Below are 24,359 nucleotides of genomic sequence, written 5' to 3' on the forward strand. Positions count from 1 at the left end.
CCTAAGTGGCCGTTACCCCAGGAATGGATATGTACACAATCCAACTGCGTTGATTGCCAGACCGCCTTCGCGAGCAAGCCCGCTCCCACAGTTGGATCGTTGGGGTGTCAGGTAGATAGGCTTCGGCTGGCAGGCCGCTATCGCAGGCAAGCCAGCTCCCACACTTTTACTGCACTGTGTCAGTTAGCCGATGGTCATCAGGCTGGCGTTACCACCCGCTGCAGCAGTGTTAACGCTCAGCGCACGCTCAATCACCAGACGCTCCAGCGCAATCGCCGTTTCGCCTTGCGACATACCATGCACCCCAACAATCGCCCCACCGCGCTGCGCCACTTGCTGGCACACCGCACGCAGTTGGTCGGAATCACCGTGATGCAGCACGGCGTCAAACACCACGTCGTCCTTGGCCCAGTCGGCCACGCGCTTGATCTTCGCCTGAATCTCTTTGGGCAGGCGTGGGAACAAGGCCTTGGTCAGCTCGGTTTCCGGCCATACCGCCGAACCGCCGACGGCCAATACCGCCGCCAGTTGGGTCAGCAGGTCGCCTTCCACGTCGGCCAGGCACAGCACGTGCTCGCGCGGCAGGATGGCGTAGCTGTTGCGCTCGCCGGTCGGGCCGGCCAGTTGGCGGGTGATACCGCTTTGCGACTGGGCGGCGAACTGCGTGCACAGGGCGCTCAGTTCACTGAACTTATGGCCGTCGGCCCAGGTTTTCAGGGCGGTCAGCGATTGGCTCATGGCATCACGCAGGCGCACGTCCGGCGCGGCCAACTTGTCACCTCGTACGAAGGATTGCTCGATCGCATCGGTAGGACGGGTCGACAACAAGCGGTACAGGTACAGCGGGCCACCGGCTTTCGGGCCAGTACCCGACAGGCCTTCGCCGCCGAACGGTTGCACGCCGACCACGGCACCCACAATGTTGCGGTTGACGTAGACGTTACCGGCATTGACGTTGTCGATCACCTTGGCGATGGTCTCGTCGATGCGCGTGTGCACGCCCAGGGTCAGGCCGTAGCCGGAAGCGTTGATCTGGCCGATGAGCTGGTCGATCTCTTTGCGCTTGTAGCGCACCACGTGCAGTACCGGGCCGAAGATCTCGCGTTGCAGTTCGTCGAAGCTTTCCAGCTCGATCAGGGTCGGCATCACGAAGGTGCCGCGCTTGATCTCTTCACCGTCGGCAATCGCCACTTGGTAAACGTTGCGGCCTTTGTCGCGCATGGCCTGGATGTGTTTCTCGATACCAGCCTTGGCTTCGGCATCGATCACCGGGCCGATGTCCACCGACAGGCGTTCCGGGTTGCCCAGGCGGCATTCAGCCATGGCGCCCTTGAGCATTTCGACCACACGGTCTGCTGAATCTTCCTGCAGGCACAGTACGCGCAGGGCCGAGCAACGTTGACCGGCGCTGTCGAAGGCCGACGACACGACGTCGATCACCACTTGTTCGGTCAGCGCCGAGGAGTCCACGATCATCGCGTTCTGGCCACCGGTTTCGGCGATCAACGGAATCGGGCGACCCTGGGCATCCAGGCGGCCGGCGACATTGCGTTGCAGCAGGCGCGCCACTTCGGTAGAGCCGGTGAACATCACGCCTTTGACGCGATCATCACCCACCAGGCGGGCACCGACGCTTTCGCCCTGGCCTGGCAGCAGTTGCAGCACGCCTTCCGGAATGCCAGCTTCAAGCAGGATGCGTACGGCCTGGGCAGCCACCAGCGGCGTCTGCTCGGCAGGCTTGGCCAGCACCGGGTTACCGGCAGCCAGTGCAGCAGCTACCTGACCGCTGAAGATGGCGAGCGGGAAGTTCCACGGGCTGATGCACACCACCGGGCCCAATGGGCGGTGGGCGTCATTGGTAAAGTCGTTGCGCGCCTGCACCGCGTAGTAACGCAGGAAGTCCACGGCTTCACGCACTTCGGCGATGGCGTTGGCGAAGGTCTTGCCGGCTTCACGGGCCAGTAAGCCCATCAGCGGCTGGATCTCGCCTTCCATCAGGTCGGCGGCGCGCTCCAGGATGGCAGCACGTTCGGCGGGCGGGGTGGCCTGCCAGATCGGCGCGGCGCTGATGGCGCACTGGATGGCGTTGTCGACGTCTTCGACGGTGGCTTCCTGTACCTGGCCGACCACGTCACGCAGATCGGACGGGTTCAGCACCGGTTGGGCCGCTTCATTGCTGGCGGCGCAACCGAGCATCGGTGCGGCCTTCCAGTTGTTGTGAGCGGTGGCCAGCAGGGCGCAGGACAGCGAGGCCAGGCGATGTTCGTTGGCCAGGTCGATACCGGCCGAGTTGGCGCGGTCGCTGCCATACAGGTCACGCGGCAGCGGAATACGCGGGTGCGGCAGGCCGAAACCGCCTTCCTGGGTTGCCATTTGCTCGATGCTGGCCACCGGGTCGGCTACCAATTCCTGGATCGAGATGGACTGGTCAGCGATACGGTTGACGAACGAGGTGTTGGCGCCATTTTCCAGCAGGCGACGAACCAGGTAAGCCAACAGTGTTTCGTGGGTGCCAACCGGCGCGTACACACGGCACGGACGGTTCAGCTTGCCTTCGGAAACCTTGCCTACAACCTGTTCGTACAGCGGTTCACCCATGCCGTGCAGGCACTGAAACTCGTACTGGCCGGGGTAATAATTCTGACCGGCGATGTGGTAGATAGCCGACAAGGTGTGGGCGTTGTGCGTGGCGAACTGCGGGTAGATGACTTCCGGCACCGACAGCAGTTTGCGTGCGCAGGCAATGTAGGAAACGTCGGTGTACACCTTGCGAGTGTAGACCGGGTAGCCTTCCAGGCCTTCGACCTGGGCGCGCTTGATTTCGCTGTCCCAGTACGCGCCTTTTACCAGGCGGATCATCAGGCGGTGGCGGCTGCGGCGGGCCAGGTCGATGACGTAGTCAATTACATACGGGCAACGCTTCTGGTACGCCTGGATCACAAAGCCGATACCGTTCCAGCCGGTCAGCTGCGGCTCGAAGCACAGGCGCTCGAGCAGGTCCAGGGACAGCTCCAGGCGGTCGGCTTCTTCGGCGTCGATGTTCAGGCCGATGTCGTACTGCTTGGCCAGCAAGGTCAGCGACAGCAGGCGCGGGTACAGCTCGTCCATCACGCGCTCGTACTGCGCACGGCTGTAGCGCGGGTGCAGGGCGGAGAGCTTGATGGAGATGCCCGGGCCTTCATAGATCCCGCGGCCATGGGAGGCTTTGCCGATGGAGTGAATGGCTTGTTCGTACGACGCCAGGTACTTCTGGGCATCGTGTTCGGTGAGTGCGGCTTCACCGAGCATGTCGTAGGAATAGCGGAAGCCCTTGGCTTCGAATTTGCTCGCATTGGCCAGGGCTTCGGCGATGGTTTCGCCGGTCACGAACTGCTCGCCCATCAGGCGCATGGCCATGTCGACGCCCTTGCGGATCATCGGCTCGCCGCTCTTGCCGATGATGCGGCTCAGGGACGAGGTCAGGCCTGCTTCGTTGTGGGTCGACACCAGCTTGCCGGTCAGCAGCAGGCCCCAGGTGGCGGCGTTGACGAACAGCGATGGGCTGTTGCCCAAATGCGGCTGCCAGTTGCCGGTGCTGATCTTGTCGCGGATCAGTGCATCGCGGGTGCCCTTGTCCGGGATGCGCAGCAGCGCTTCGGCCAGGCACATCAGCGCCACGCCTTCCTGGGACGACAGGGAGAACTCTTGCAGCAGGCCCTGAACAATACCGGCACGGCCGCCGGCACTCTTCTGATTGCGCAGTTTTTCGGCAATGCTCGCGGCCAGCTTGTTGGTGGCTTCGGCCATCGGGGCTGGCAGGCGCGCCTGTTCGATCAGCATCGGCACCACTTCCGGCTCGGGGCGGCGGTAAGCGGCGGTGATCGCGGCACGCAATACCGATTGCGGCAGGATGCTCTCGGCGAACTCAAGGAAACACTGGTGGGCGTGGTCGGCCTGGACCTCGCCGGCATCGTCGGCCTCCTTGCTGCTCAAGCCATTGAGCTCGGACAGGGTTGCACCACCCTCGAGTTTCTCCAGGTAATTGAAAATCGCCTGCTTGATCAGCCAGTGCGGCGTGCGATCAATGGAGGTCGCGGCGGCCTTAAGGCGTTCGCGGGTCGGGTCGTCGAGTTTGACCCCAAGGGTGGTCGTTGCCATTTTTTTATCCTCATGGGTGCCACTACCGAGTGGCATCTGCTGGCGGCAAGATTAGCTTTGCCCATCCCGAGGTGCAACCGGGTGCAACCCTTTTGTTGGTTAAATGTTCGACGCTTGATCGGAAAAAAATAAACACACGACCGAATCCGCTCCGCGCTGGTGCATTTGCTTCTGAGATCGGCTGTTCTTGCTCCGAAAAGGAGCAAAAAAAGCGCGTTTGTCCTAAAACATACTTGGGTGCAACTTAATCGGCAGAAACTGGTTGCACCTTATTTGCTTTGTTGAATAGCATTCGCGCACCAAGGTGCAACCAACCCTGTGGGTGGGTTCATCGGCTGGCGGCTTTCCTGGGGAAACGCCAGTCATAAATGCGCGGCATGCAGGTTCGTCTATCCGGTTATCCACGGGTGGCCGTCCCCATGACCGTCGCTACATAAAAACAAAGCCAGGGCGTCACTCCTATGAGCGTTAGTAATCCAACCCTGATCACGTTCGTGATCTACATCGCAGCAATGGTGCTGATCGGCCTGATGGCCTATCGCTCCACCAACAACCTTTCCGATTACATCCTGGGCGGTCGCAGCCTCGGTAGCGTGGTGACAGCTCTGTCCGCCGGTGCTTCCGACATGAGCGGCTGGCTGTTGATGGGCTTGCCGGGCGCGATCTACATGTCCGGTCTGTCGGAAAGCTGGATTGCCATCGGCCTGATCGTCGGTGCTTACCTCAACTGGTTGTTCGTGGCCGGCCGCCTGCGCGTGCAGACCGAACACAACGGCGACGCCCTGACCCTGCCGGATTACTTCTCCAGCCGCTTCGAAGATAAAAGCGGCCTGCTGCGGATCATCTCCGCCGTGGTGATCCTGGTGTTCTTCACCATCTACTGCGCCTCCGGCATCGTCGCCGGCGCCCGCCTGTTCGAAAGCACCTTCGGCATGTCCTACGAGACAGCGCTGTGGGCCGGTGCTGCAGCGACCATTGCCTACACCTTCATCGGTGGTTTCCTGGCAGTCAGCTGGACCGATACCGTACAAGCCACGTTGATGATCTTCGCGCTGATCCTCACGCCGATCATCGTGCTGCTGGCCACCGGCGGTGTAGACACCACCTTCCTGGCCATTGAAGCCAAGGACCCGACCAGCTTCGACATGCTGAAAAACACCACCTTCATCGGGGTTATTTCGCTGATGGGCTGGGGCCTGGGCTACTTCGGCCAACCGCACATCCTTGCGCGTTTCATGGCGGCGGACTCGGTGAAGTCGATCGCCAAGGCGCGTCGTATTTCCATGACCTGGATGATCCTGTGCCTGGGCGGCACCGTGGCAGTGGGTTTCTTCGGTATCGCTTACTTCTCGGCGCACCCGGAAGTGGCAGGCCCGGTGACTGAAAACCCAGAGCGTGTGTTTATCGAACTGGCCAAGATCCTGTTCAACCCATGGGTTGCCGGTGTGTTGCTGTCGGCCATTCTGGCGGCGGTGATGAGCACCCTGAGCTGCCAATTGCTGGTGTGCTCCAGCGCCCTGACCGAAGACTTCTACAAGGCGTTCCTGCGCAAGGGCGCGTCCCAGCGTGAACTGGTATGGGTCGGTCGCCTGATGGTGCTGGTCGTGGCCTTGATCGCCATCGCCATGGCCGCCAACCCGGAAAACCGCGTACTGGGCCTGGTCAGCTACGCCTGGGCCGGTTTCGGTGCAGCCTTCGGCCCTGTGGTACTGATCTCGGTAATCTGGAAACACATGACCCGCAACGGCGCACTGGCCGGCATCCTGGTCGGCGCGATCACCGTAATCGTGTGGAAACACTTCGAATTGCTGGGCCTGTACGAAATCATCCCAGGCTTCATCTTCGCCAGCCTGGCGATCTACTTCGTGAGCAAGATGGGCGCACCGACGGTGGGTATGGTCGAGCGTTTTGATGCTGCGGAAAAAGATTACAACTTGAACAAGTAATTCGTTGGCGTTTAACGTCTTGCTAACTGAAAAGGCCCGCATCCTATGGACTGCGGGCCTTTTTTGCGGTTCACAGGCGTAGTGTACGGCTTAGAAACTCAGTTGATCCCTGAAATGAAAGACCGTCGCGCCAACGGCCCCGATCAGGCCGATAAAAGCTATGCCATGAAGCATAAGCTTGAGGTATCGAGGGAATTCTTCGACCTGCCTTACGTTAATGACGCGACGTTTTGCATTCCACTTTGGCAGGGCGATCGCCACATAGACTACGCATAGCCTGGCTAATCTCCCTTGAAGGTTGTTCCCCAGAAGACATTTGTAGTCGTTCACTAGGCGGCATTGATTCAACAGATGCTCCATCTTCTCTAGTTTGCGATAAGCCAGGAAAATGTCGAATATGACTGCTATGAGCATACAGCCTGCGGAGCTGAGCGCTATTTGGGCGCTTACCGAGAGATTGAGTAAGGACTCAGTACTCATATAAAACCTCTCCAGCCATGGCGCCCACCTCACTCCCCCAACTGCCTAAGGTTGCGCCTACCGCGCCCCCAGCTATCAACAGGCAGCTCAAGGCTAGTGGTCCGGTTGTTGGGGTCATGACCGCCACACACAAGCCCATGCCGATCTGACCTCCAATAATCCCTCCTGTAACCCCGAAAGTTAATTTACCCGCCTCCACATATTTCGCTTTTCTGCATTGTTCCTCTCTCCCGGTCGAACACGCCTCTTTTATCTCCAGCGCCGTCACCGTCGTACTCAATGCTATCCCCAACGGCGTCCCGTTTTTAAGCAGCTTCGCCGTCTTCGAAATCCGTGCGATGGTCTCTTGATACCGACTTATCTCCCCCGTATGCAAATAGCTTCTGGTCGAGACGCCTAGCATTTTCTTGATCGAGCCTTCATTGCGCAGCCCCGTGCCATAACGCGCAAAACCATGCAGTTGAGCGTCCAGCCTTGCAAACAGTGTTCGGCGTCGTGCGAGAAACTCCTCTTTGGCGGCACCACCGCCCCGGCGTAGTGACTGTTTATGCAGGGCATCAATTTCTTCCAGGGTTTTTGCAATGTCTTGCAAATGCTTGCTCCAGGCATCACCTGCCGTGCCTATACCCAGTGAGGTATACCCCAGCAGCGTTTGCAGCAAATCATAGTTGTGCAGTGCAAAGGCATCCCCGCCTTCGGCCATCACGCTGTGGCGAATATCCCAGGCGGCTCGCATCAAACGTGACTCTTGCAGGGTACAGGCTGCGGTGGTGTCGTCGCCGATAATGACGAGTTGCCCCGGTAGCACCACCACATTGCGAATGTGCGCGTTGAGCGCGTCGAACTTGGCTTCGGCGTGCTTTCCTAAGCGTAATTTGGCCTTGAGTTCCACAGAGGTTTGTTGCTGGTCATTGATAAACGCATAGGCCTGGGACATTACAGATTCCCCAGCAATAGTGATCGGCTCGAAGAGTGGCGATTGCCTGCCATGAAAACATTCCTTTTGAATGAACATGGCTGCGCAATTTAAACGGGTGATGGGAGGGTGTCGTGGTTATGGAGGGGCGTTTCGGGGTGGTGTTTTTACGTTTGGGAAACAGGCTACTGGGCTGCTGTAATATTCTGTCAGACGTGTGCATTTTTAGCGCAATGGGGCTTCAGCACGTGGCTACCCCCCCCATCAAATGAAGACGGTGGTAGGACCTTACTGATTTAACTGGCATGAGTTCAGGCCGGCTACGAGCTGGTGCAGAATCGACCGCCCACCCTTCGCAGAGAAACACCGGATGTTCGCTCCTGCCAACCAACCTGCATTTACCCTGGCCCTGGACGGGTCGCCCAGTGACTTCAAAGTGTTCGCGTTCAACGGCACCGAGGCCATCAGCCAGCCTTACCGGTTTGAACTTGAGCTGGTCTGCGAGCAGCCGGATATCGACCTGGAGGGCTTGCTGCATCGCCAGGTGTACTTGGGTTTCGACGATCAGGGGCGTGGCGTTCATGGCCTGGTGTATCGGGTTGCCCAGGGCGACTCGGGGCGGCGCTTGACGCGTTACCAGCTCAACCTTGCGCCGCATCTGGCGTACCTGGCACACAGCAGCCACCAGCGCATTTTCCAGCATAAGACGGTGCCGCAGATTGTTGCTCAGGTGTTGGCCGGGCAGGGGATTCACAGTGATCGCTTCGAGTTTCGGTTGAGCGGTGATTACCCGGAGCGTGAATATTGCGTGCAGTTCGGCGAGAGCGACCTGGCGTTCATCCAGCGCCTGTGTGCCGAACTGGGGATTCACTATCACTTCCAGCATTCCCCCGAAGGGCACCTGCTGGTGTTTGGCGATGATCAGACGGTGTTTGCCCAGATGGATCAGCCTACGCCTTACCGGCCAGGTTCGGGAATGGTGGCCGATACTCCCGCGATCAAGCGCTTCACTTTGCAATTGGCAACCCGTACCACGGCGCTGAACCTGCGCGATTACGACTTTCGCAAACCCCATGTCGAGCTAGAAGGCGCAGCCGTCGACGAGTCATTGCCCAAGCTTGAAGCGCAGCACTACCCCGGCAACTTTTCCGACCGAGCCCAAGGCAGATGCCTAGCCCAGCGTGGCCTGGAGCGGCACCGCAGCGACTATCGCAGTGCCCATGGCCAGGGCGATGAGCCGGCGTTGGCCAGTGGCCGGTTTTTGCAGTTGCGTGAGCACCCTCGCGAGGACTGGAATGACTTGTGGCTGGTGACGCAGGTGCGCCATGAAGGCAAGCAGCCTCAGGTGCTGGAGGAGGCGGTCACCGAGGAGGACGGAGGGGAACTGCGCCAAGGGTATCGCAACGCATTTGTCGCCGCGCCATGGGATGCGGTGTTTCGTCCGCCCTTGCCGGAGCCGCCGCGCCCGACGGTATCGGGGTATCAAAGCGCGGTGGTCACCGGCCCGGTTGACAGTGAGATCCACTGTGACGAGTACGGCCGGGTCAAGGTGCAACTGGCCTGGGATCGTGTCGGCGAGCACAACGACCATTCCAGTTGCTGGCTGCGAGTAGCCAGTGGCTGGGCCCATGACCGTTATGGTGTGGTGCTGATCCCCCGGGTGGGCATGGAAGTGCTGGTGGGGTTCGTCAATGGCGACATGGACATGCCGCTGGTGGTGGGGTGCCTGCCCAACGCCGCCACGCCAGTGCCCCTCGACCTGCCAGCGGACAAGACCCGCAGTCTCTGGCGTAGCCAGAGCAGCCCGGGCGGTGGCGGCTACAACGAACTGCGTATCGAGGACCGCAAGGGCGCCGAAGAGATCTACCTGCGCGCCCAGCGGGACTGGACCCAGCATGTGCTGCATGACCAACAGGTACAGGTCGATAACCAGCGTCGCGTGCAGGTGGGCGGCGAGTCGCGTCATGAGTTGCAGGGCCAGGAGCTGCGCATCACCCATGGCAACCGTTTGACGGAACTCAAGCAGGATGACCATCTGGTGGTCGGCGGTTCGCAGCATATGCGGGCCGGGCAGACCCTCACGCTGGGCGCCGGGCAAAGCATCATCATTGATGCGGGTGCCAGCGTGACGATCCAGGCGGGCGGGCAGTCGATCACGTTATCGGCGGGCGGGATATTCAGCAGCGTGCCGATTCAGCTCGGCAGCGCGCCTGCCCCGACACCGGCGCCGTTGATGCCTGGATTGAACGAGACTTTATTGACGGTGGTGCCCGCGCCGTTAAGCCGCGCACAAGTGGTCAGCCTGAAACGCAGCGCGCCGTTTTGTGAAGAATGCGAGCGCTGCAAGAACGGCCAGTGTGACATCGGCGCCCATGTACGGAGTGCGTCCTGATGCCTGCGCCCTTGACGCCCAGTGCCTGGCTGGCGCAATACCCGTTGCAGCCAGATGAACAGCTGTACGCCGTGCTGGGCGATGCCAGCGACGCCAAGCCGCTCGCCGCCTGGCAAGCCAGGGCCGCGGCAAAGATGCCGCGACCGATCTGGGCGGGCACGGCCTACGCCAACTGGGATGAGGTCATGCCCTACGTGGGCATCGTTGAGCCGGGCAGTGCCTTTCTCGAGTGGATAGCCACCACCCAAGCGACGGATTGGGGCTGGCTGGCCGTCTCATCCAGCCCGCTGGACGCGGTGGTCGCGCATTTGCAGGGCTTGACCCATGTGTACCTGCCGGAAAACCAGCCGGTGTTTTTGCGTTTCTGGGACGGTGCGCACCTTTTGCCGATGTGGCAGTCATTAGGCGACGAGGCGGCGCGCGTGTTGCCGGTGTTCCAGCGCTACCTGGTCAACGGCCAGCCGCTGTCCGTGGCACCCCAATCAGTCACTGCGGCCCCAACCAGCCCGTGGTGGCAGGTACCGGCATCGTTGCTGACGCATATGGCCCAACAATCACCGCAGGTGCTGGTCGACAACCTGCTGCAATGGCTCCAGGAGCAGCGTCCTGACCTCTACACTGCGTTTACGCCAGCCACCTTGCAGCACAAGGTTGCCTACTTCACACGCAGGCCGCAAATCAGCCATGGCGCATTGGCTGATTACCTTGCCTCGCAACTCGGTTGAGCCCCTGGTGATAGCGTGACATCCGTGCCGCCTGCCGTGCGGCCCTGCACCTTTGCGTCGGTAGAAGGTAAACTTCGCCCCCTGCGCAGGAGCAACCATGAATTATCGTCACGCCTTTCACGCCGGCAACCATGCCGATGTCTTCAAACACCTGACCTTGACCCGCCTCATCGCCCTGATGTCGCGCAAGGAACAGCCGTTCGCCTACCTCGACACTCACGCAGGCATTGGCTTGTACGACTTGCAGGGCGACCAGGCCAACCGCACCGGTGAGTACCTGGAAGGCATCGCCCGCTTGTGGGGCGCAAGCGACCTGCCGCCGCTCACCGCCGACTACATGCGCGTGCTGCACGAGATGAACCCGGATGGCCAGTTGCGCTACTACCCCGGCTCACCGGAACTGGCGCGCCGCCTCACGCGGCCCCAGGACCGTGTGTTGCTCAATGAGAAGCACCCGGAAGATGGCGTGCTGCTCAAGGACAACATGAAGGGTGATCGCCGCGTCAAAGTGCACCTGGGCGAAGGCTGGCACGTGCCACGGGCCTTGCTGCCGGTGCCGGAAAAGCGCGCGCTGATGTTGATCGACCCGCCGTTTGAAAAGCTCGACGAAATGCAGCGTTGCGCGGCGTCCCTCAAGGAAGCCGTCAGCCGTATGCGCCAGACGGTCGCGGCGATCTGGTACCCGGTGAAAGACCAACGCATGTTGCGCCGTTTCTACCAGGACCTGGCCGGTACCGGTGCGCCGAAGCTGCTGCGTGTGGAGTTGCTGGTGCATCCGCTGGACACGCCCAATACCCTCACTGGCTCGGGCCTGGCGATTGCCAACCCGCCGTGGGGCTTGGAAGAGGAACTGCGTGAGTTGCTGCCGTGGTTGTCCAAGCAACTGGGCCAGACCCAGGGTGGCTGGCAGATGGATTGGCTCATCGCCGAATAACCGATCTAAATCCAAACGCAGGACCCAATGTGGGAGCGGGCTTGCTCGCGAAAGCGGTATATCAGTCAGCCAATTCAGTGACTGACACTCCGCTTTCGCGAGCAAGCCCGCTCCCACATTTTGGTTTGTGTAGCTTCCTAGATCGGGCAGGTCACGCCAGTGCCGCCGATCCCGCAGTAACCCTGGGGATTCTTCGCCAGGTACTGCTGGTGATACGCCTCGGCGAAGTACACGGTCGGGGCCTCTTCGATTTCCGTGGTGATCTCACCCAGGCCGGCCTTGCTCAGCTCTTGCTGATACGCCGCGGCACTGGCCTTGGCCGCCGCCAGTTGCTCAGGCGTGGTGGCGTAGATCACCGAGCGGTACTGGCTGCCGATGTCATTGCCCTGGCGCATGCCCTGGGTCGGGTTGTGCAGTTCCCAGAACATTTTCAGCAGGTCTTCGTATTTCACCTTGGCCTGGTCATACACCACCAGCACCACTTCGCTGTGGCCGGTCAGGCCCGAGCAGACTTCTTCATAAGTCGGGTTGGGCGTAAAGCCGCCGGCGTAGCCGACCACGGTGCTGACCACGCCGTCGCGCTGCCAGAACTTGCGTTCCGCGCCCCAGAAGCAGCCCAGGCCGAAGATCGCAAAGCCGACGTCATCCAGGAACGGGCCCAGCAGTGGGTTGCCGTTGACGAAGTGCGTTTCCGGCAACTTCATCGGGGTTTCACGACCAGGCAGAGCTTGTTCTTGAGTAGGCAGCACGTTTTTGTTCACCAGAATTTCCGAGCGCAAGACCATGATCAGTCCTCTCGTCAGGTTGAGTAACAGTAAATTGTCAGACAGCCAGTGTGCCCGAGTGTTACAGCGCTGTCAGGCGATTGGCCCGCGCGGGTAGCGTTTAAGCCTCTGCATCAGCTCGGCACCCGGGATCGGGCGGTCGAACAGATAGCCCTGGCCCACGTCGCAACGGTGCCGGCGCAGGAACGCCAGTTGCTCAGCGGTCTCGATGCCTTCGGCCACCACCTTGAGCTTGAGGTTGTGGGCCATGGCGATCACCGCCGAGGTGATTTCCATGTCGTCCTGGTTGTCCGGGATTTCGTGGATAAAGCTGCGATCAATCTTAATGATGTCGATGGGGAATTTTTTCAAGTAGCTCAGCGACGAGTAACCGGTGCCGAAGTCGTCCATCGCCAGGGTCAGGCCGAAGCTCTTGAGCTGGTCCAGTTGCAGGCGCGTATCTTCGGTGGCTTCCAGCAGCAGGCCTTCGGTCAGCTCCAGCTCCAGCAGGTTGGCCGGCAGCTGTTCCTCCTTGAGGATGGTGGCAATCGAGGCCACCAGATCCGGGTCGGAGAATTGCTTGGGCGACAGGTTGATGGCCACCTGCAAGTTGCCCAGGCCTGCGGCCGTCAATTGCCGGCTCATGCGGCAAGCCTGGCGCGCGATCCATTTGCCGATGGGGATGATCAGCCCGGTCTCTTCAGCCACGCTGATGAACTGGTCGGGGCGGATCATGCCTTTTTCCGGGTGGTTCCAGCGCAACAGCGCTTCCATGCCCAGCAGGCGACCGCTGCGCAGGCACAGCTTGGGCTGGTAGAACACGTCCAGCTCGTTCTGGGTCAGGGCACGGCGCAGGTTGTTTTCCACGAACAGCTTGTAGCTGGCCTCGGCATTCAACGCTTCGGTGAACACTTGCACCTGGTGCTTACCATTGGCCTTGGCCTTGTGCAGGGCCAGGCCGGCGTTGCGCATCAGGGTCTGCGGGTCGCGGCCATGCAGCGGCGCGCAGGCCAGGCCCACGGAGCCGGTGACGCTGATCAGCTGGTTGTCGACGAACATCGGCTTGTCGAGGGTGGCCAGCAACTGGCTGGCCACCTGCTGGCCGGTCTCAAGGTCGGCGTCGTCCAACAGCACCGCGAATTCGTTACTGGCAAAGCGCGCCAGGCTGCCGCCGCTGCTCAAGCTGTTGCGCAGGCGGCGCGCCAGGCTGATCAGCAACTTGTCGCCAGTCTGGTGGCCGAGGCTGTCGTTGATGCGCTTGAAGTTGTCGATGTCCACCAGCAGCAGGCTGATCGGGCTATCGCTGTCGCGGGCAAAGCGCTCGTCGAGGTTGCGAATAAACGCCGGGCGATTGCCCAGGTTGGTCAGGTTGTCGGTGTAGGCCAGGCGTTCGATGCGCTGCTGCGCCAGCTTGGTCTGGGTGATGTCTTCGTAGATGCCGATGTAGTGGGTCAGCTCGCGGTTGTCGCCATACACCTTGGAAATCGACAGCTGGCCCCAGTAGGGCTCCAGGTTCTTGCGGCGGCTCTTGAACTCACCTTGCCAGCTGTTGCTTTTGGCCAGGGCCGAGGGCGCGTCGAACAGCAATTCGCTGAGGTTTTCCAGGGCCGGCAGTTGGGCCAGGCGATGGCCGTGGACTTCTTCGGCGCTGTACTGGGTAATCGCGGTGAAGCTGGGGTTGACGTACTCCACCACACCATCGCAATTGACCAGCAAAAACGCGTTGGCGCTTTGTTCCACGGCGCGCTGGAACAGGTGCAGGGCGCTGGTGGCGGTGCGGCGGTTGTGGTTGTTGATGACCTGGGCGAACTGGTCTGCCAGCTCGCCGGCGAACGCGATCTCATCGGACTGCCAGGCGCGCGGGCTGCCGCCTTGTTCCAGGCACAGCACGCCGACGACCTGGCCGTCGACACGGATGCTGGCGTCGAGCATCGCGTGGACGTCCTTGGCGCGAAGGCTTTCGGCCATTTCCCGGGTACGTGGGTCGCGCAGGGCGTGGGTGGCATCGATGGCGCGGCTCGAATGCAGGGCTTCCAGGTAATCCGGGAAGCCACTGGCGTCGATGGCTTCGGGCAGGTGGTGTTGTTGATCGGCGCGGTGATAGGCCGAGATGGGTACCAGGTGATGGCCTTCGAGGTTCCAGATGCTGGCGCAGTCGATCTGGTAGATGTCGCACGCGCTGCGAGTGATCAGCTCAGCGGCTTCTTGCAGGGAGTTGGGCGTGGTGTAGCGCTGGCGCGCCAGCAGCAGGATCAATTCCTGCTGGGCACGTACCCGCTCCAGGTGCTGCAACTGTTCCTGCTGCGCTCGCTGGTTGAGCTCCAGGGCGATCTGCAGGCGGCTGTTCTGGTTTTCCAGGTCGACAGTCGGAGCGGGCGTGCTGGTCTCGCTGAACAGCCCCTCAACCACCATCAGGTAGCCGCGCACCAGGTGGCGGTTATGTTGTTTGTAGGCTTCGCCCATCTCCAAAACGCTTAGCGGGCCGTCATGGGTGTGCAGGGTGTAGCGCACCAGATAATGGGGGCTCTGGGCCAGTTGCTGCTGGATCGCATCGTGCAACTGGTAGCGCGCCTGGGGTTCCATCAGGCTGGCGTAGGGCGTGCCGATCAAGGCGCAGAGTTCAACCGCTGGCAGGCCGAACTGGCGCTCGCAATTGGGGTCGAGGTAGAGCAGGGCCCAGCTTGCCTCATTAAGCCGCTCGAAACGCAGCATACCGAGGCGCGAAGGCACCGGTAATTGCGTCACTACCTCGGCCGCCATACGGGCGACATCGGGTTGGCTTTTCATGGGGAAACTCGCTTGGAAAAATGCGCACTGCGCTGGGCTCACGCCCTCTTGGCTGTCAACTGCGGCAAGGTTGCATCATGCAGCACGCAGTGACAAGAGAGGATGAAGGCTAAGTGCTATAAGCCTGTTATCGGCCGCGCGAGGGTTTTCTGTAATTGGGGTGATCGATGGTTCACGCCTGTCCTCTATAGGAGCGAGCTTGCTCGCGAAAAACGCCAGGGCACCGCGTTTATCCAGAAGACCCGCGTCATCGTTGACGATCTTCGCGAGCAAGCTCGCTCCTACAAAAACACAGGCAAAAAAAGCCCCGCCAAGTGGCGGGGTTGAGGTACGAGCGTGGCGCTCGGAAATCGGTGCGGCAAGGGCCTTCCCGGTAACAGGAAGGCCCTGCGACTTACAGCAGGATGGTGCGGATGTCGTTCAGCAGCTGGCTCAGGCGCTGGGTGAAGCGCGCAGCCGCGGCGCCGTTGATCACGCGGTGATCGTAGGACAGCGACAGTGGCAGCATCAGCTTGGGTTGGAACGCTTTACCGTCCCACACAGGCTGGATGGTGGCCTTGGACACACCCAGAATCGCCACTTCCGGCGCGTTGACGATTGGCGTGAAGCCAGTGCCGCCAATGTGGCCGAGGCTGGAGATGGTGAAGCAGGCGCCCTGCATGTCGTCCGGGGTGAGCTTCTTGTCGCGGGCCTTGGCAGCCAGTGCGGCCGCTTCGCCAGCCAGTTGCAGCAGGCTCTTCTGATCGACGTTCTTGATGACCGGTACCAGCAGGCCATCCGGGGTGTCGACCGCAAAGCCGATATGCACGTACTTCTTGCGAATGATCGCCTTGCCGCTTGGCGCCAGCGAGCTGTTGAAGTCCGGCAGTTCCTTGAGCAGGTGTGCACAGGCCTTGAGCAGCAGTGGCAGCACGGTCAGCTTCACGCCGGCCTTCTCGGCCACGGCTTTCTGCGCAACGCGGAACGCTTCCAGGTCGGTGATATCGGCCTGGTCGAATTGGGTCACGTGCGGGATGTTCAGCCAGCTGGCGTGCAAGCCTGCCGCGCCGATTTGCATCAGGCGGGTCATCGGCACTTCTTCGATTTCGCCGAAGCGGCTGAAATCCACGGTACGGATCGGCGGAATGCCCGAACCACCGGTAGCGCCGCCGGCAGCCGGAGCTTCCTTGGCTTTTTGCATCATGGCTTTGACGTAAACCTGCACGTCTTCCTTCAGCACACGGCCGTGAGGGCCGCTGGCTGCAACAGCGCTCAGCTCGACGCCGAACTCACGGGCCAACTGACGCACGGCTGGGCCGGCGTGAACCTTGGCACCGCTTGGCGCAGGTGCAGCCGCCGCAGGGGCTGGCGCAGCTTCGGCTTTTGCGGCCGGCGCAGGGGCAGCAGCGGCAGGTGCCGCTTCAGCCTTGGCCGCCGGAGCAGCAGCCGGTGCTGGTGCGGCGGCGGGTGCAGCGCCTTGTACTTTGAGCTTGAGGATGAAGTCACCGGTGCCGACTTCGTCTTCGAGCTTGACCGCAATGCTTTCCACCACGCCGGCTGCCGGCGATGGGATCTCCATGGAGGCCTTGTCGGACTCCAGGGTGATCAGCGACTGGTCGGCTTCGACGGTATCGCCGACCTTGACCAGCAGCTCGATGATCTTGGCCTTGCCCGACGAGCCGATGTCCGGGACGTGAATGTCCTGGACGGTCGCGGCGGCAGGTGCAGCGGCCGGGGCTGGAGCAGCCTCGGCAGCGACAGGTTTTTCAGCAGCAGGTGCAGGTGCAGCAGCGGCCGGAGCCGCGGCCGCAGGGGCTGCATCGGCAGCGCCTTCGATTTCCAGTTCCAGCAGTTCGTCGCCTTCTTTCAGGCGATCGCCCAGCTTCACTTTCAGGCTCTTGACCACGCCGGCCTTGGGAGCAGGGATTTCCATGCTCGCCTTGTCCGACTCCAGGGTCAGGATGCTCTGGTCGGCTTCGACGGTGTCGCCGACCTTCACAAACAGCTCGATTACTTCACCTTCACCGCTGCCGATGTCAGGTACGCGAATGAGTTCGCTCACAAAAAATCTCCTCAGCAGTCCAGTGGGTTGCGTTTTTCCGGGTTGATCCCGAACTTGACGATAGCGTCAGCCACCACCTTAGGTTCGATCTCACCACGGTCAGCCAAGGCTTCCAGGGCTGCCAACACCACGAAGTGACGGTCGACTTCGAAGAAGTGACGCAGCTTCTTGCGGCTGTCACTGCGGCCAAAACCATCGGTGCCCAGGACTTTGAATTCCTTGGACGGGACCCACTGGCGAATTTGTTCAGCAAACAGTTTCATGTAGTCGGTAGAGGCAATGACTGGACCCTTACGGCCGGCCAGGCACTCTTCGACGTAGCTCTTGGCTGGCTTCTGACCAGGGTGCAGGCGGTTGCTGCGCTCCACGGCCAGGCCGTCACGGCGCAGTTCGTTGAAGCTGGTAACGCTCCACACGTCGGCACCGACGTTGAACTCGTCACGCAGGATCTTCGCCGCTTCACGCACTTCGCGCAGGATGGTGCCGGAGCCCATCAGCTGTACGTGGTGCGCCGCTTCCTTGGTGTCTTCTTCGAGCAGGTACATGCCCTTGATGATGCCTTCTTCCACACCGGCCGGCATGGCTGGCTGCTGGTAGGACTCGTTCATCACGGTGATGTAGTAGAAAACGTCCTGCTGCTCTTCGGTCATCTTCTTCATGCCGTCCTGGATGATCACCGCCAGCTCATAGCCGTAGGTTGGATCAAAGGTGCGGCAGTTCGGGATGGTGGCAGCCAGGATGTGGCTGTGACCGTCTTCGTGTTGCAGGCCTTCGCCGTTCAGCGTGGTACGGCCGGCGGTACCGCCGATCAGGAAACCACGGGTGCGGCTGTCGCCAGCGGCCCATGCCAGGTCGCCGATACGCTGGAAGCCGAACATCGAGTAGAAGATGTAGAACGGCAGCATTGGCTGGTTGTGGCTGGAGTACGAAGTACCGGCAGCGATGAAGGAGCTCATGGCGCCTGCTTCGTTGATGCCTTCTTCGAGGATCTGGCCCTTCTTGTCTTCCTTGTAGAACATCACCTGGTCTTTATCGACTGGCTCGTAGAGCTGGCCGACGGAGGAGTAGATGCCCAACTGACGGAACATGCCTTCCATACCGAAGGTACGGGCTTCGTCCGGGATGATCGGGACGATGCGCGGGCCGATGTCCTTGTCCTTGACCAGCTGCGCCAGAATACGCACGAAGGCCATGGTGGTGGAGATTTCACGGTCGCCCGAGCCGTCAAGGATAGCCTTGAGGGTGCTCAGGTCTGGCGTTGGAACGCTGAAGCTGTTGGCACGGCGCTGTGGCACGAAACCGCCCAGTGCACTGCGACGCTCGCTCAGGTAGCGGGCTTCGGCGCTGTTTGGCTCTGGCTTGAAGAACGGCAGGTTCTCCAGCTCTTCGTCCTTGACCGGGATGTCGAAGCGGTCGCGGAACAACTTCAGGCTGTCGACATCGACTTTCTTGGTGTTGTGCGCGGTGTTCTTCGCTTCGCCGGCACCGGTGCCATAACCCTTGATGGTCTTGGCCAGGATGACGGTGGGTTGTTCTTTATGGTTGACCGCTTCGTGGTACGCCGCGTAGACCTTGTACGGGTCGTGGCCGCCACGGTTGAGCTTCCAGATCTCGTCGTCGGAAAGGTCGGCAACCATCGCCTTGAGTTCAGGCGTGTTGAAGAAGTGCTCGCGAACGAACGCGCCGTCTTTGGCTTTGTAGTTCTGGTACTCGCCGTCGATGACTTCGTCCATGCGACGTTGCAGGATACCGTCGACGTCCTTGGCCAGCAGTGGGTCCCAGAAGCGGCCCCAGATGACTTTGGTCACGTTCCACTGAGCACCGCGGAACACGCCTTCGAGTTCCTGGATGATCTTGCCGTTGCCGCGAACCGGGCCGTCGAGGCGCTGCAGGTTGCAGTTGATGACGAAGATCAGGTTGTCGAGCTTCTCGCGGCCGGCCAGGGAGATGGCGCCCAGGGATTCCGGCTCGTCGCACTCGCCGTCGCCCAGGAAGCACCAGACTTTCTGCTTGCCTTCAGGGATGAAGCCACGGGCTTCCAGGTACTTCATGAAGCGTGCCTGGTAGATCGCCTGGATCGGGCCCAGACCCATGGAAACGGTCGGGAACTGCCAGAAATCAGGCATCAGCCAAGGGTGCGGGTAGGACGACAGGCCCTGACCGTCGACTTCCTGGCGGAAGTTGTTCATTTGTTCTTCGCTGATGCGACCTTCCATGAACGCACGGGCGTAGACGCCTGGCGAGGTGTGGCCCTGGAAGTAGATCAGGTCGCCGCCGTGTTCGTCGGTCGGGGCCTGGAAGAAGTAGTTGAAGCCGATGTCATACAGGGTTGCGCTGGAAGCGAAGCTGGAGATGTGACCGCCCAGGTCCGAATCTTTCAAGTTCGTGCGCATTACCATCGCCATGGCGTTCCAGCGTACCAGCGAGCGAATGCGGCGTTCCATGAACAGGTCGCCAGGCATGCGTGCTTCGTGGGTAACGGGGATGGTGTTGCGGTATGGCGTAGTGATGGCGTAAGGCAGTTGCGAGCCGCTGCGGGTCGCGAGTTCGCCCATACGGGTCATCAGGTAGTGAGCACGGTCTTCGCCTTCTTTGTCGAGAACCGATTCCAGGGCGTCCAGCCATTCCTGGGTTTCGACGGGATCGAGGTCTTGCATGGCTTGCTCCAGGGCGGAAAGGCTACCAGAATCGGTTGCCTGAAGTTTGCGACTGGCCTTGTGGGCAGACGACATAAATTCTTGGATGGCCGAAGGTTGCTTCGGCGTCCTGTAGTTTTACTACAAATCGTCGGCCATTTCAGCCTTTCGAATGTATATACGAGTAGTAAAACTACACAAGACTGAGCGTATGGCTCGGTCTTGCTGGTGAGCATAATCGTTATTGTTGGTCTATTGCGAACAAGAAAAGGTGAAACTTTGATGTTGCCTGCCAAGATTAATTTAATTTCAGCTATTTCTAACCTTTGTTCGACAGTCCTTCACCGAGCATGGCTCTTGCCTTCACAACTACACGCCATTTACACGCCGATCAAGGATAGACCATGAGCCTTCCAACGCTGGCCGAACTGCCGGCCATTCTGTTGCCTTACGCCAACCGGGCCGAGCAGTCATTTCGTGACGCGGTGGCCGCGCTGGACGACGATCATGGCCTTTCTGCGTGGACGCCGCAACGGTGGGCCGACTTCGCCCGCGTATGCGCCGCCAGTGATTTCGTCATTGAACAGAGTGTTCGTGACCCTTTGATGTTGCTTGAGCTAGCGGCCTGGGGCGAGCTGGACCGCGGGTTTGCGCCCGGCGAGCTGTGCAGCCAGATAGCCGGCGCCGTGCAACAGGCCGAAACAGAAGACGAGCTGGGCCGCGTACTGCGCCGCCAGCGCACGCGCCAGCAGGTGCGCATCATCTGGCGCGACCTCACACGCCAGGCCGACCTGGTGCAAACCTGTCGCGACCTGTCCGACATGGCCGACGCCTGCATCGACCAGGCCTATCAATGGCTGTACCAGCGCCACTGCGCCCAATTCGGCACGCCGACTGGCGCACGCAGCGGCGAGGCGCAGCACATGGTCATCCTCGGCATGGGCAAGCTCGGTGCGGTGGAGCTGAACCTGTCGTCGGATATCGACCTGATCTTTGCCTATCCCGAAGGCGGCGAAACGGTAGGTGTGAAGCGCGCCCTGGATAATCAGGAGTTCTTTATTCGCCTGGGTCAAAAACTGATCAAGGCCCTGGACCCGATGACCGTCGACGGTTTTGTCTTCCGCGTCGACATGCGCCTGCGTCCCTACGGTTCGGCCGGCGCCTTGGTGCTCAGCTTCAACGCGCTGGAGCAGTACTACCAGGACCAGGGCCGGGACTGGGAGCGCTACGCCATGATCAAGGCGCGGGTAGTGGCCGGCGACCAGGTGGCTGGCGCGCAACTGCTCGACATGCTGCGCCCGTTTGTCTATCGCCGTTATCTGGACTTTTCGGCCATCGAAGCGCTGCGCACCATGAAGCAACTGATCCAGCAGGAAGTGCGGCGCAAGGGCATGGCCGACAATATCAAGCTGGGCGCGGGCGGCATTCGTGAGGTGGAATTTATCGCCCAGGCCTTCCAGTTGATCCATGGCGGCCGCGACCTCAGCCTGCAGCAACGCCCGCTGTTGAACGTGCTGGGCACCCTGGATGGCCAGGGTTATTTGCCCGCGGCGGTGATCAGCGAGCTGCGCAGTGGTTACGAGTTTTTGCGTTACACCGAACATGCGATCCAGGCGATTGCCGACCGCCAGACGCAAATGCTGCCGGACAGCCCCGAAGACCAGGCGCGCATTGCCTTTATGCTGGGTTTCAGTGACTGGGCGGCGTTCCACGAGCGCCTGATGTACTGGCGTGGCCGTGTGGACTGGCACTTTCGCCAAGTGATTGCCGACCCTGATGAAGAAGAGGGCGAAGAAAGCGAATTGGTGGTCGGTGGTGAATGGTTGCCGCTGTGGGAGGAATCCCAGGATGACGACGCCGCGTGCCGCCAATTGAGTGAAGGTGGTTTCACCGATGCCCCCAAGGCCCTCAAGGCCTTGGCCAGCCTGCGCGCCAGCCCGCAGTTGCGCGCCATGCAGCGTCTGGGGCGTGAGCGCCTGGATGCGTTTATCCCGCGCCTGCTGGCCCAGGCCGTTGAACATGCCAACCCGGACCTGGTGCTGGAACGCGTGTTGCCGCTGGTGGAAGCCGTGGCCCGGCGTTCGGCCTACCTGGTGCTGCTCACCGAGAACCCTGACGCTCTGCGCCGCCTGCTGACCTTGTGCGCAGCCAGCCCGTGGATCGCCGAACAGATCACCCGCTTCCCGCTGTTGCTGGATGAATTGCTCAACGAAGGCCGCTTGTTCAAGCCGCCGCTGGCGCCGGAACTGGCTGCGGAGTTGCGCGAGCGCCTCACGCGCATTCCCGAAGATGACCTTGAGCAACAGATGGAAGCCTTGCGCCATTTCAAACTGGCGCACCGCCTGCGGGTGGCTGCCTCCGAAATCGCCGGCAGCCTGCCGTTGATGAAGGTCAGCGACTACCTCACCTGGCTGGCCGAAGCCATTCTTGAACAAGTGCTGGCCCTGGCCTGGCGCCAGACGGTCGCCCGTCACGGCTCGCCGCAGCGACTGGACGGCACCCTGTGCGATCCTGGGTTCATCATTGTCGGTTATGGGAAAGTGGGCGGCATCGAACTGGGGCATGGTTCGGACCTGGACCTGGTGTTTATACATGACGGCGACCCCCAGGCCGAGACTGACGGTGCCAAGCCGATCGATGGCGCGCAATTCTTCACACGCCTGGGCCAGCGCATCATTCACCTGCTGACCACCCAGACCAACTCCGGCCAGCTGTATGAAGTGGATATGCGCCTGCGACCTTCCGGCGCATCGGGCTTGTTGGTGAGTTCCCTGGGGGCGTTTGATCGGTATCAACAAAATGAAGCCTGGACCTGGGAACATCAGGCCCTGATCCGCGCGCGGGTGCTGGTGGGCAGCCAGGATGTGGGCCAGGCGTTCGAGCAGGTTCGGGCTAACGTGTTGGGGCGTGAGCGGGACTTGGAGAAGCTGCGCCAGGAGGTCAGTGAGATGCGTGCCAAGATGCGTGACAACCTGGGCACCAAGGCCACGACGGCCGGCAGGGGCGCCAATGCCTTCGAGGCCACGGCGCTGTTCGACCTCAAGCAGGACGCCGGAGGTATCGTCGATATTGAATTTATGGTGCAATACGCGGCTTTGGCGTGGTCTGCGCAACATCCATCGTTGCTGCGCTACACCGACAATATCCGCATTCTGGAGGGCCTGGAGCAGGTCGGGCTGATGCCCGCCGCCGATGCCCATTTGCTGCGTGAAGTGTACAAGGCTTATCGCTCAGCCGCGCACCGCCAGGCTTTGCAGAACGAGGCCGGTACGGTAGCCGGGGACCAGTTCGCCGACGAGCGGCGACAGGTGATGCGAATCTGGCAGGCGCTGGGCTTAAATTGAAACTCGACTGATTGGCGACGCCAATTTTTATATGGGATGCGGATTAATGTGGGAGCCGGGCTTGCCCGCGATGCAGGCGCCTCGGTTTATCAGGGATACCGAGGTGATGCGATCGCAGGCAAGCCAGCTCCCACATAAAGATGCTCCCTGGCGCACCGCGATCTACAGTCATTATCGAGGCGGGGAGGCATAGGCCTCCCCGCATCGTTTGTGGAAACTACATGAATATTCTGATCGTTGGGCCCAGTTGGGTCGGTGACATGGTGATGGCACAGACACTGTTTCAGTGCCTGCGCCTGCGCTATCCAGACTGCCAGATCGACGTGCTCGCCCCTGAGTGGAGCCGGCCGATCCTTGAGCGTATGCCCCAGGTGCGCAAGGCCTTGAGCTTCCCGCTCGGCCACGGCGCCCTGGAACTGGCGACCCGCCGACGCATCGGCAAATCCATGGCCGGCCAGTACGACCAGGCGATCCTGCTGCCTAACTCGCTGAAGTCGGCGCTGGTGCCGTACTTTGCCGGTATCCCCAAGCGCACCGGCTGGCGCGGCGAGTTTCGCTATGTGCTGCTCAATGACGTACGCACCCTGGATAAAGCCCGCTACCCGTTGATGATCGAACGCTTTATGGCTTTGGCCTACGAGCCGGGCGCTGAACTGCCCAAGCCGTACCCGCGCCCCAGCTTGCAGATCGACCCGGTGACCCGCGACGCGGCGTTGGCCAAGTTTGGCCTGACCCTGGATCGGCCCGTATTGGCTCTGTGCCCTGGCGCCGAGTTTGGCGAGTCCAAGCGCTGGCCGTCGGAGCATTACGCCAAAGTTGCCGAGACGAAGATCCGCGAAGGCTGGCAGGTGTGGTTGTTCGGTTCCAAGAACGATCACTCGGTGGGTGAAGACATCCGCCAGCGCCTGATTCCCGGCCTGCGTGAAGAGGCGGTGAACCTCAGTGGCGACACGTCCCTGGCCGAGGCCATCGACCTGTTGTCGTGCGCCGACTCGGTGGTGTCCAACGACTCCGGCCTGATGCATGTGGCGGCGGCGCTGAACCGTCCGCTGGTGGCGGTGTACGGTTCGACCTCCCCAGGCTTCACTCCGCCGTTGGCCGACAAGGTCGAAGTGGTGCGCCTGGGCCTGGATTGCAGCCCGTGCTTTGAGCGTACCTGCCGTTTCGGCCACTACAACTGCCTGCGCCAGTTGCTGCCCCAGCCGGTCACCGATGCTTTGCAGCGTTTGCAGGGCGACGTGGTCGAGGTTCATTGAG

At 61.2% G+C, this 24,359-nt stretch carries 13 protein-coding genes and 1 pseudogene; 6 read left to right on the plus strand and 8 right to left on the minus strand.

Annotated elements, in window-relative coordinates; all coding sequences use genetic code 11:
* Window positions 1–183 precede the first annotated feature (183 nt).
* The gene (gene putA / locus N2A98_RS02335; RefSeq protein ID WP_275622976.1) at window positions 184–4,137 is read right to left on the minus strand and encodes a trifunctional transcriptional regulator/proline dehydrogenase/L-glutamate gamma-semialdehyde dehydrogenase; all 3,954 of its coding nucleotides are present in this window, start codon (window positions 4,135–4,137) and stop codon (window positions 184–186) included.
* Between the two features lie 461 nt (window positions 4,138–4,598).
* Between putA and putP the strand changes: the two genes are divergently transcribed.
* The gene (gene putP, locus N2A98_RS02340) at window positions 4,599–6,083 is read left to right on the plus strand and encodes a sodium/proline symporter PutP (RefSeq protein ID WP_014716616.1); all 1,485 of its coding nucleotides are present in this window, start codon (window positions 4,599–4,601) and stop codon (window positions 6,081–6,083) included.
* A 90-nt stretch (window positions 6,084–6,173) separates the two neighbouring features.
* On the opposite strand, the gene N2A98_RS02345 is transcribed toward putP, so the two are convergent.
* Window positions 6,174–6,563 (minus strand): hypothetical protein, encoded by a 390-nt coding sequence (locus N2A98_RS02345; RefSeq protein WP_275622977.1) that lies wholly within the window; start codon window positions 6,561–6,563, stop codon window positions 6,174–6,176.
* Window positions 6,553–7,500, minus strand: coding sequence for a hypothetical protein (locus N2A98_RS02350; RefSeq protein WP_275623586.1), 948 nt, complete (start codon window positions 7,498–7,500; stop codon window positions 6,553–6,555). Before N2A98_RS02350 ends, N2A98_RS02345 begins: the two co-directional genes overlap by 11 nt.
* Window positions 7,501–7,849: 349 nt before the next feature.
* Between N2A98_RS02350 and tssI the strand changes: the two genes are divergently transcribed.
* The 3 genes from tssI to rlmJ all read left to right on the plus strand — a co-directional run bounded on the left by tssI (window position 7,850) and on the right by rlmJ (window position 11,530).
* Complete coding sequence (tssI, locus tag N2A98_RS02355) at window positions 7,850–9,871, plus strand: type VI secretion system tip protein TssI/VgrG (RefSeq protein WP_275622978.1); 2,022 nt, start codon at window positions 7,850–7,852, stop codon at window positions 9,869–9,871.
* Complete coding sequence (locus N2A98_RS02360) at window positions 9,871–10,596, plus strand: DUF4123 domain-containing protein (RefSeq protein WP_275622979.1); 726 nt, start codon at window positions 9,871–9,873, stop codon at window positions 10,594–10,596. Before tssI ends, N2A98_RS02360 begins: the two co-directional genes overlap by 1 nt.
* Window positions 10,597–10,693: 97 nt before the next feature.
* Window positions 10,694–11,530 (plus strand): 23S rRNA (adenine(2030)-N(6))-methyltransferase RlmJ, encoded by an 837-nt coding sequence (gene rlmJ / locus N2A98_RS02365; RefSeq protein ID WP_032893901.1) that lies wholly within the window; start codon window positions 10,694–10,696, stop codon window positions 11,528–11,530.
* Window positions 11,531–11,667: 137 nt separating this feature from the next.
* On the opposite strand, the gene msrA is transcribed toward rlmJ, so the two are convergent.
* The 5 genes and pseudogenes from msrA to aceE form a co-directional block, all read right to left on the minus strand.
* A complete protein-coding gene (msrA, locus tag N2A98_RS02370) occupies window positions 11,668–12,315 on the minus strand; it encodes a peptide-methionine (S)-S-oxide reductase MsrA (protein WP_032893900.1) in 648 nt (215 codons plus the stop codon).
* Window positions 12,316–12,387: 72 nt separating this feature from the next.
* On the minus strand, window positions 12,388–15,081 hold the full coding sequence (locus N2A98_RS02375; protein ID WP_275622980.1) for a GGDEF and EAL domain-containing protein: 2,694 nt from the start codon (window positions 15,079–15,081) through the stop codon (window positions 12,388–12,390).
* 189 nt (window positions 15,082–15,270) lie between these two features.
* Window positions 15,271–15,354 (minus strand): annotated as a pseudogene (locus tag N2A98_RS02380) (outer membrane lipoprotein carrier protein LolA); the annotation flags it as partial.
* Window positions 15,355–15,475: 121 nt separating this feature from the next.
* Window positions 15,476–17,122: a dihydrolipoyllysine-residue acetyltransferase gene (gene aceF / locus N2A98_RS02385; RefSeq protein WP_275622981.1), complete on the minus strand. Its 1,647-nt coding sequence runs from the start codon at window positions 17,120–17,122 to the stop codon at window positions 15,476–15,478.
* An 11-nt stretch (window positions 17,123–17,133) separates the two neighbouring features.
* Window positions 17,134–19,779 (minus strand): pyruvate dehydrogenase (acetyl-transferring), homodimeric type, encoded by a 2,646-nt coding sequence (aceE, locus tag N2A98_RS02390; RefSeq protein WP_003187985.1) that lies wholly within the window; start codon window positions 19,777–19,779, stop codon window positions 17,134–17,136.
* Between the two features lie 383 nt (window positions 19,780–20,162).
* Between aceE and glnE the strand changes: the two genes are divergently transcribed.
* Both glnE and waaF read left to right on the plus strand, forming a co-directional pair.
* The gene (gene glnE, locus N2A98_RS02395; RefSeq protein WP_275622982.1) at window positions 20,163–23,102 is read left to right on the plus strand and encodes a bifunctional [glutamate--ammonia ligase]-adenylyl-L-tyrosine phosphorylase/[glutamate--ammonia-ligase] adenylyltransferase; all 2,940 of its coding nucleotides are present in this window, start codon (window positions 20,163–20,165) and stop codon (window positions 23,100–23,102) included.
* 221 nt (window positions 23,103–23,323) lie between these two features.
* Window positions 23,324–24,358: a lipopolysaccharide heptosyltransferase II gene (waaF, locus tag N2A98_RS02400; RefSeq protein ID WP_044270868.1), complete on the plus strand. Its 1,035-nt coding sequence runs from the start codon at window positions 23,324–23,326 to the stop codon at window positions 24,356–24,358.
* Window position 24,359: the final 1 nt, after the last annotated feature.

Source organism: Pseudomonas sp. FJ2-5-13 (assembly GCF_029201605.1).
GTDB classification, from domain to species: domain Bacteria; phylum Pseudomonadota; class Gammaproteobacteria; order Pseudomonadales; family Pseudomonadaceae; genus Aquipseudomonas; species Aquipseudomonas lactis.

Bases quoted from the DNA above. Each gene is read 5' to 3' on its own strand.
- putA (WP_275622976.1), bottom strand. From the start codon at position 4,137: ATGGCAACGACCACCCTTGGGGTCAAACTCGACGACCCGACCCGCGAA.
- putP (WP_014716616.1), top strand. From the start codon at position 4,599: ATGAGCGTTAGTAATCCAACCCTGATCACGTTCGTGATCTACATCGCA.
- N2A98_RS02345 (WP_275622977.1), bottom strand. From the start codon at position 6,563: ATGAGTACTGAGTCCTTACTCAATCTCTCGGTAAGCGCCCAAATAGCG.
- N2A98_RS02350 (WP_275623586.1), bottom strand. From the start codon at position 7,500: ATGTCCCAGGCCTATGCGTTTATCAATGACCAGCAACAAACCTCTGTG.
- tssI (WP_275622978.1), top strand. From the start codon at position 7,850: ATGTTCGCTCCTGCCAACCAACCTGCATTTACCCTGGCCCTGGACGGG.
- N2A98_RS02360 (WP_275622979.1), top strand. From the start codon at position 9,871: ATGCCTGCGCCCTTGACGCCCAGTGCCTGGCTGGCGCAATACCCGTTG.
- rlmJ (WP_032893901.1), top strand. From the start codon at position 10,694: ATGAATTATCGTCACGCCTTTCACGCCGGCAACCATGCCGATGTCTTC.
- msrA (WP_032893900.1), bottom strand. From the start codon at position 12,315: ATGGTCTTGCGCTCGGAAATTCTGGTGAACAAAAACGTGCTGCCTACT.
- N2A98_RS02375 (WP_275622980.1), bottom strand. From the start codon at position 15,081: ATGAAAAGCCAACCCGATGTCGCCCGTATGGCGGCCGAGGTAGTGACG.
- aceE (WP_003187985.1), bottom strand. From the start codon at position 19,779: ATGCAAGACCTCGATCCCGTCGAAACCCAGGAATGGCTGGACGCCCTG.
- glnE (WP_275622982.1), top strand. From the start codon at position 20,163: ATGAGCCTTCCAACGCTGGCCGAACTGCCGGCCATTCTGTTGCCTTAC.
- waaF (WP_044270868.1), top strand. From the start codon at position 23,324: ATGAATATTCTGATCGTTGGGCCCAGTTGGGTCGGTGACATGGTGATG.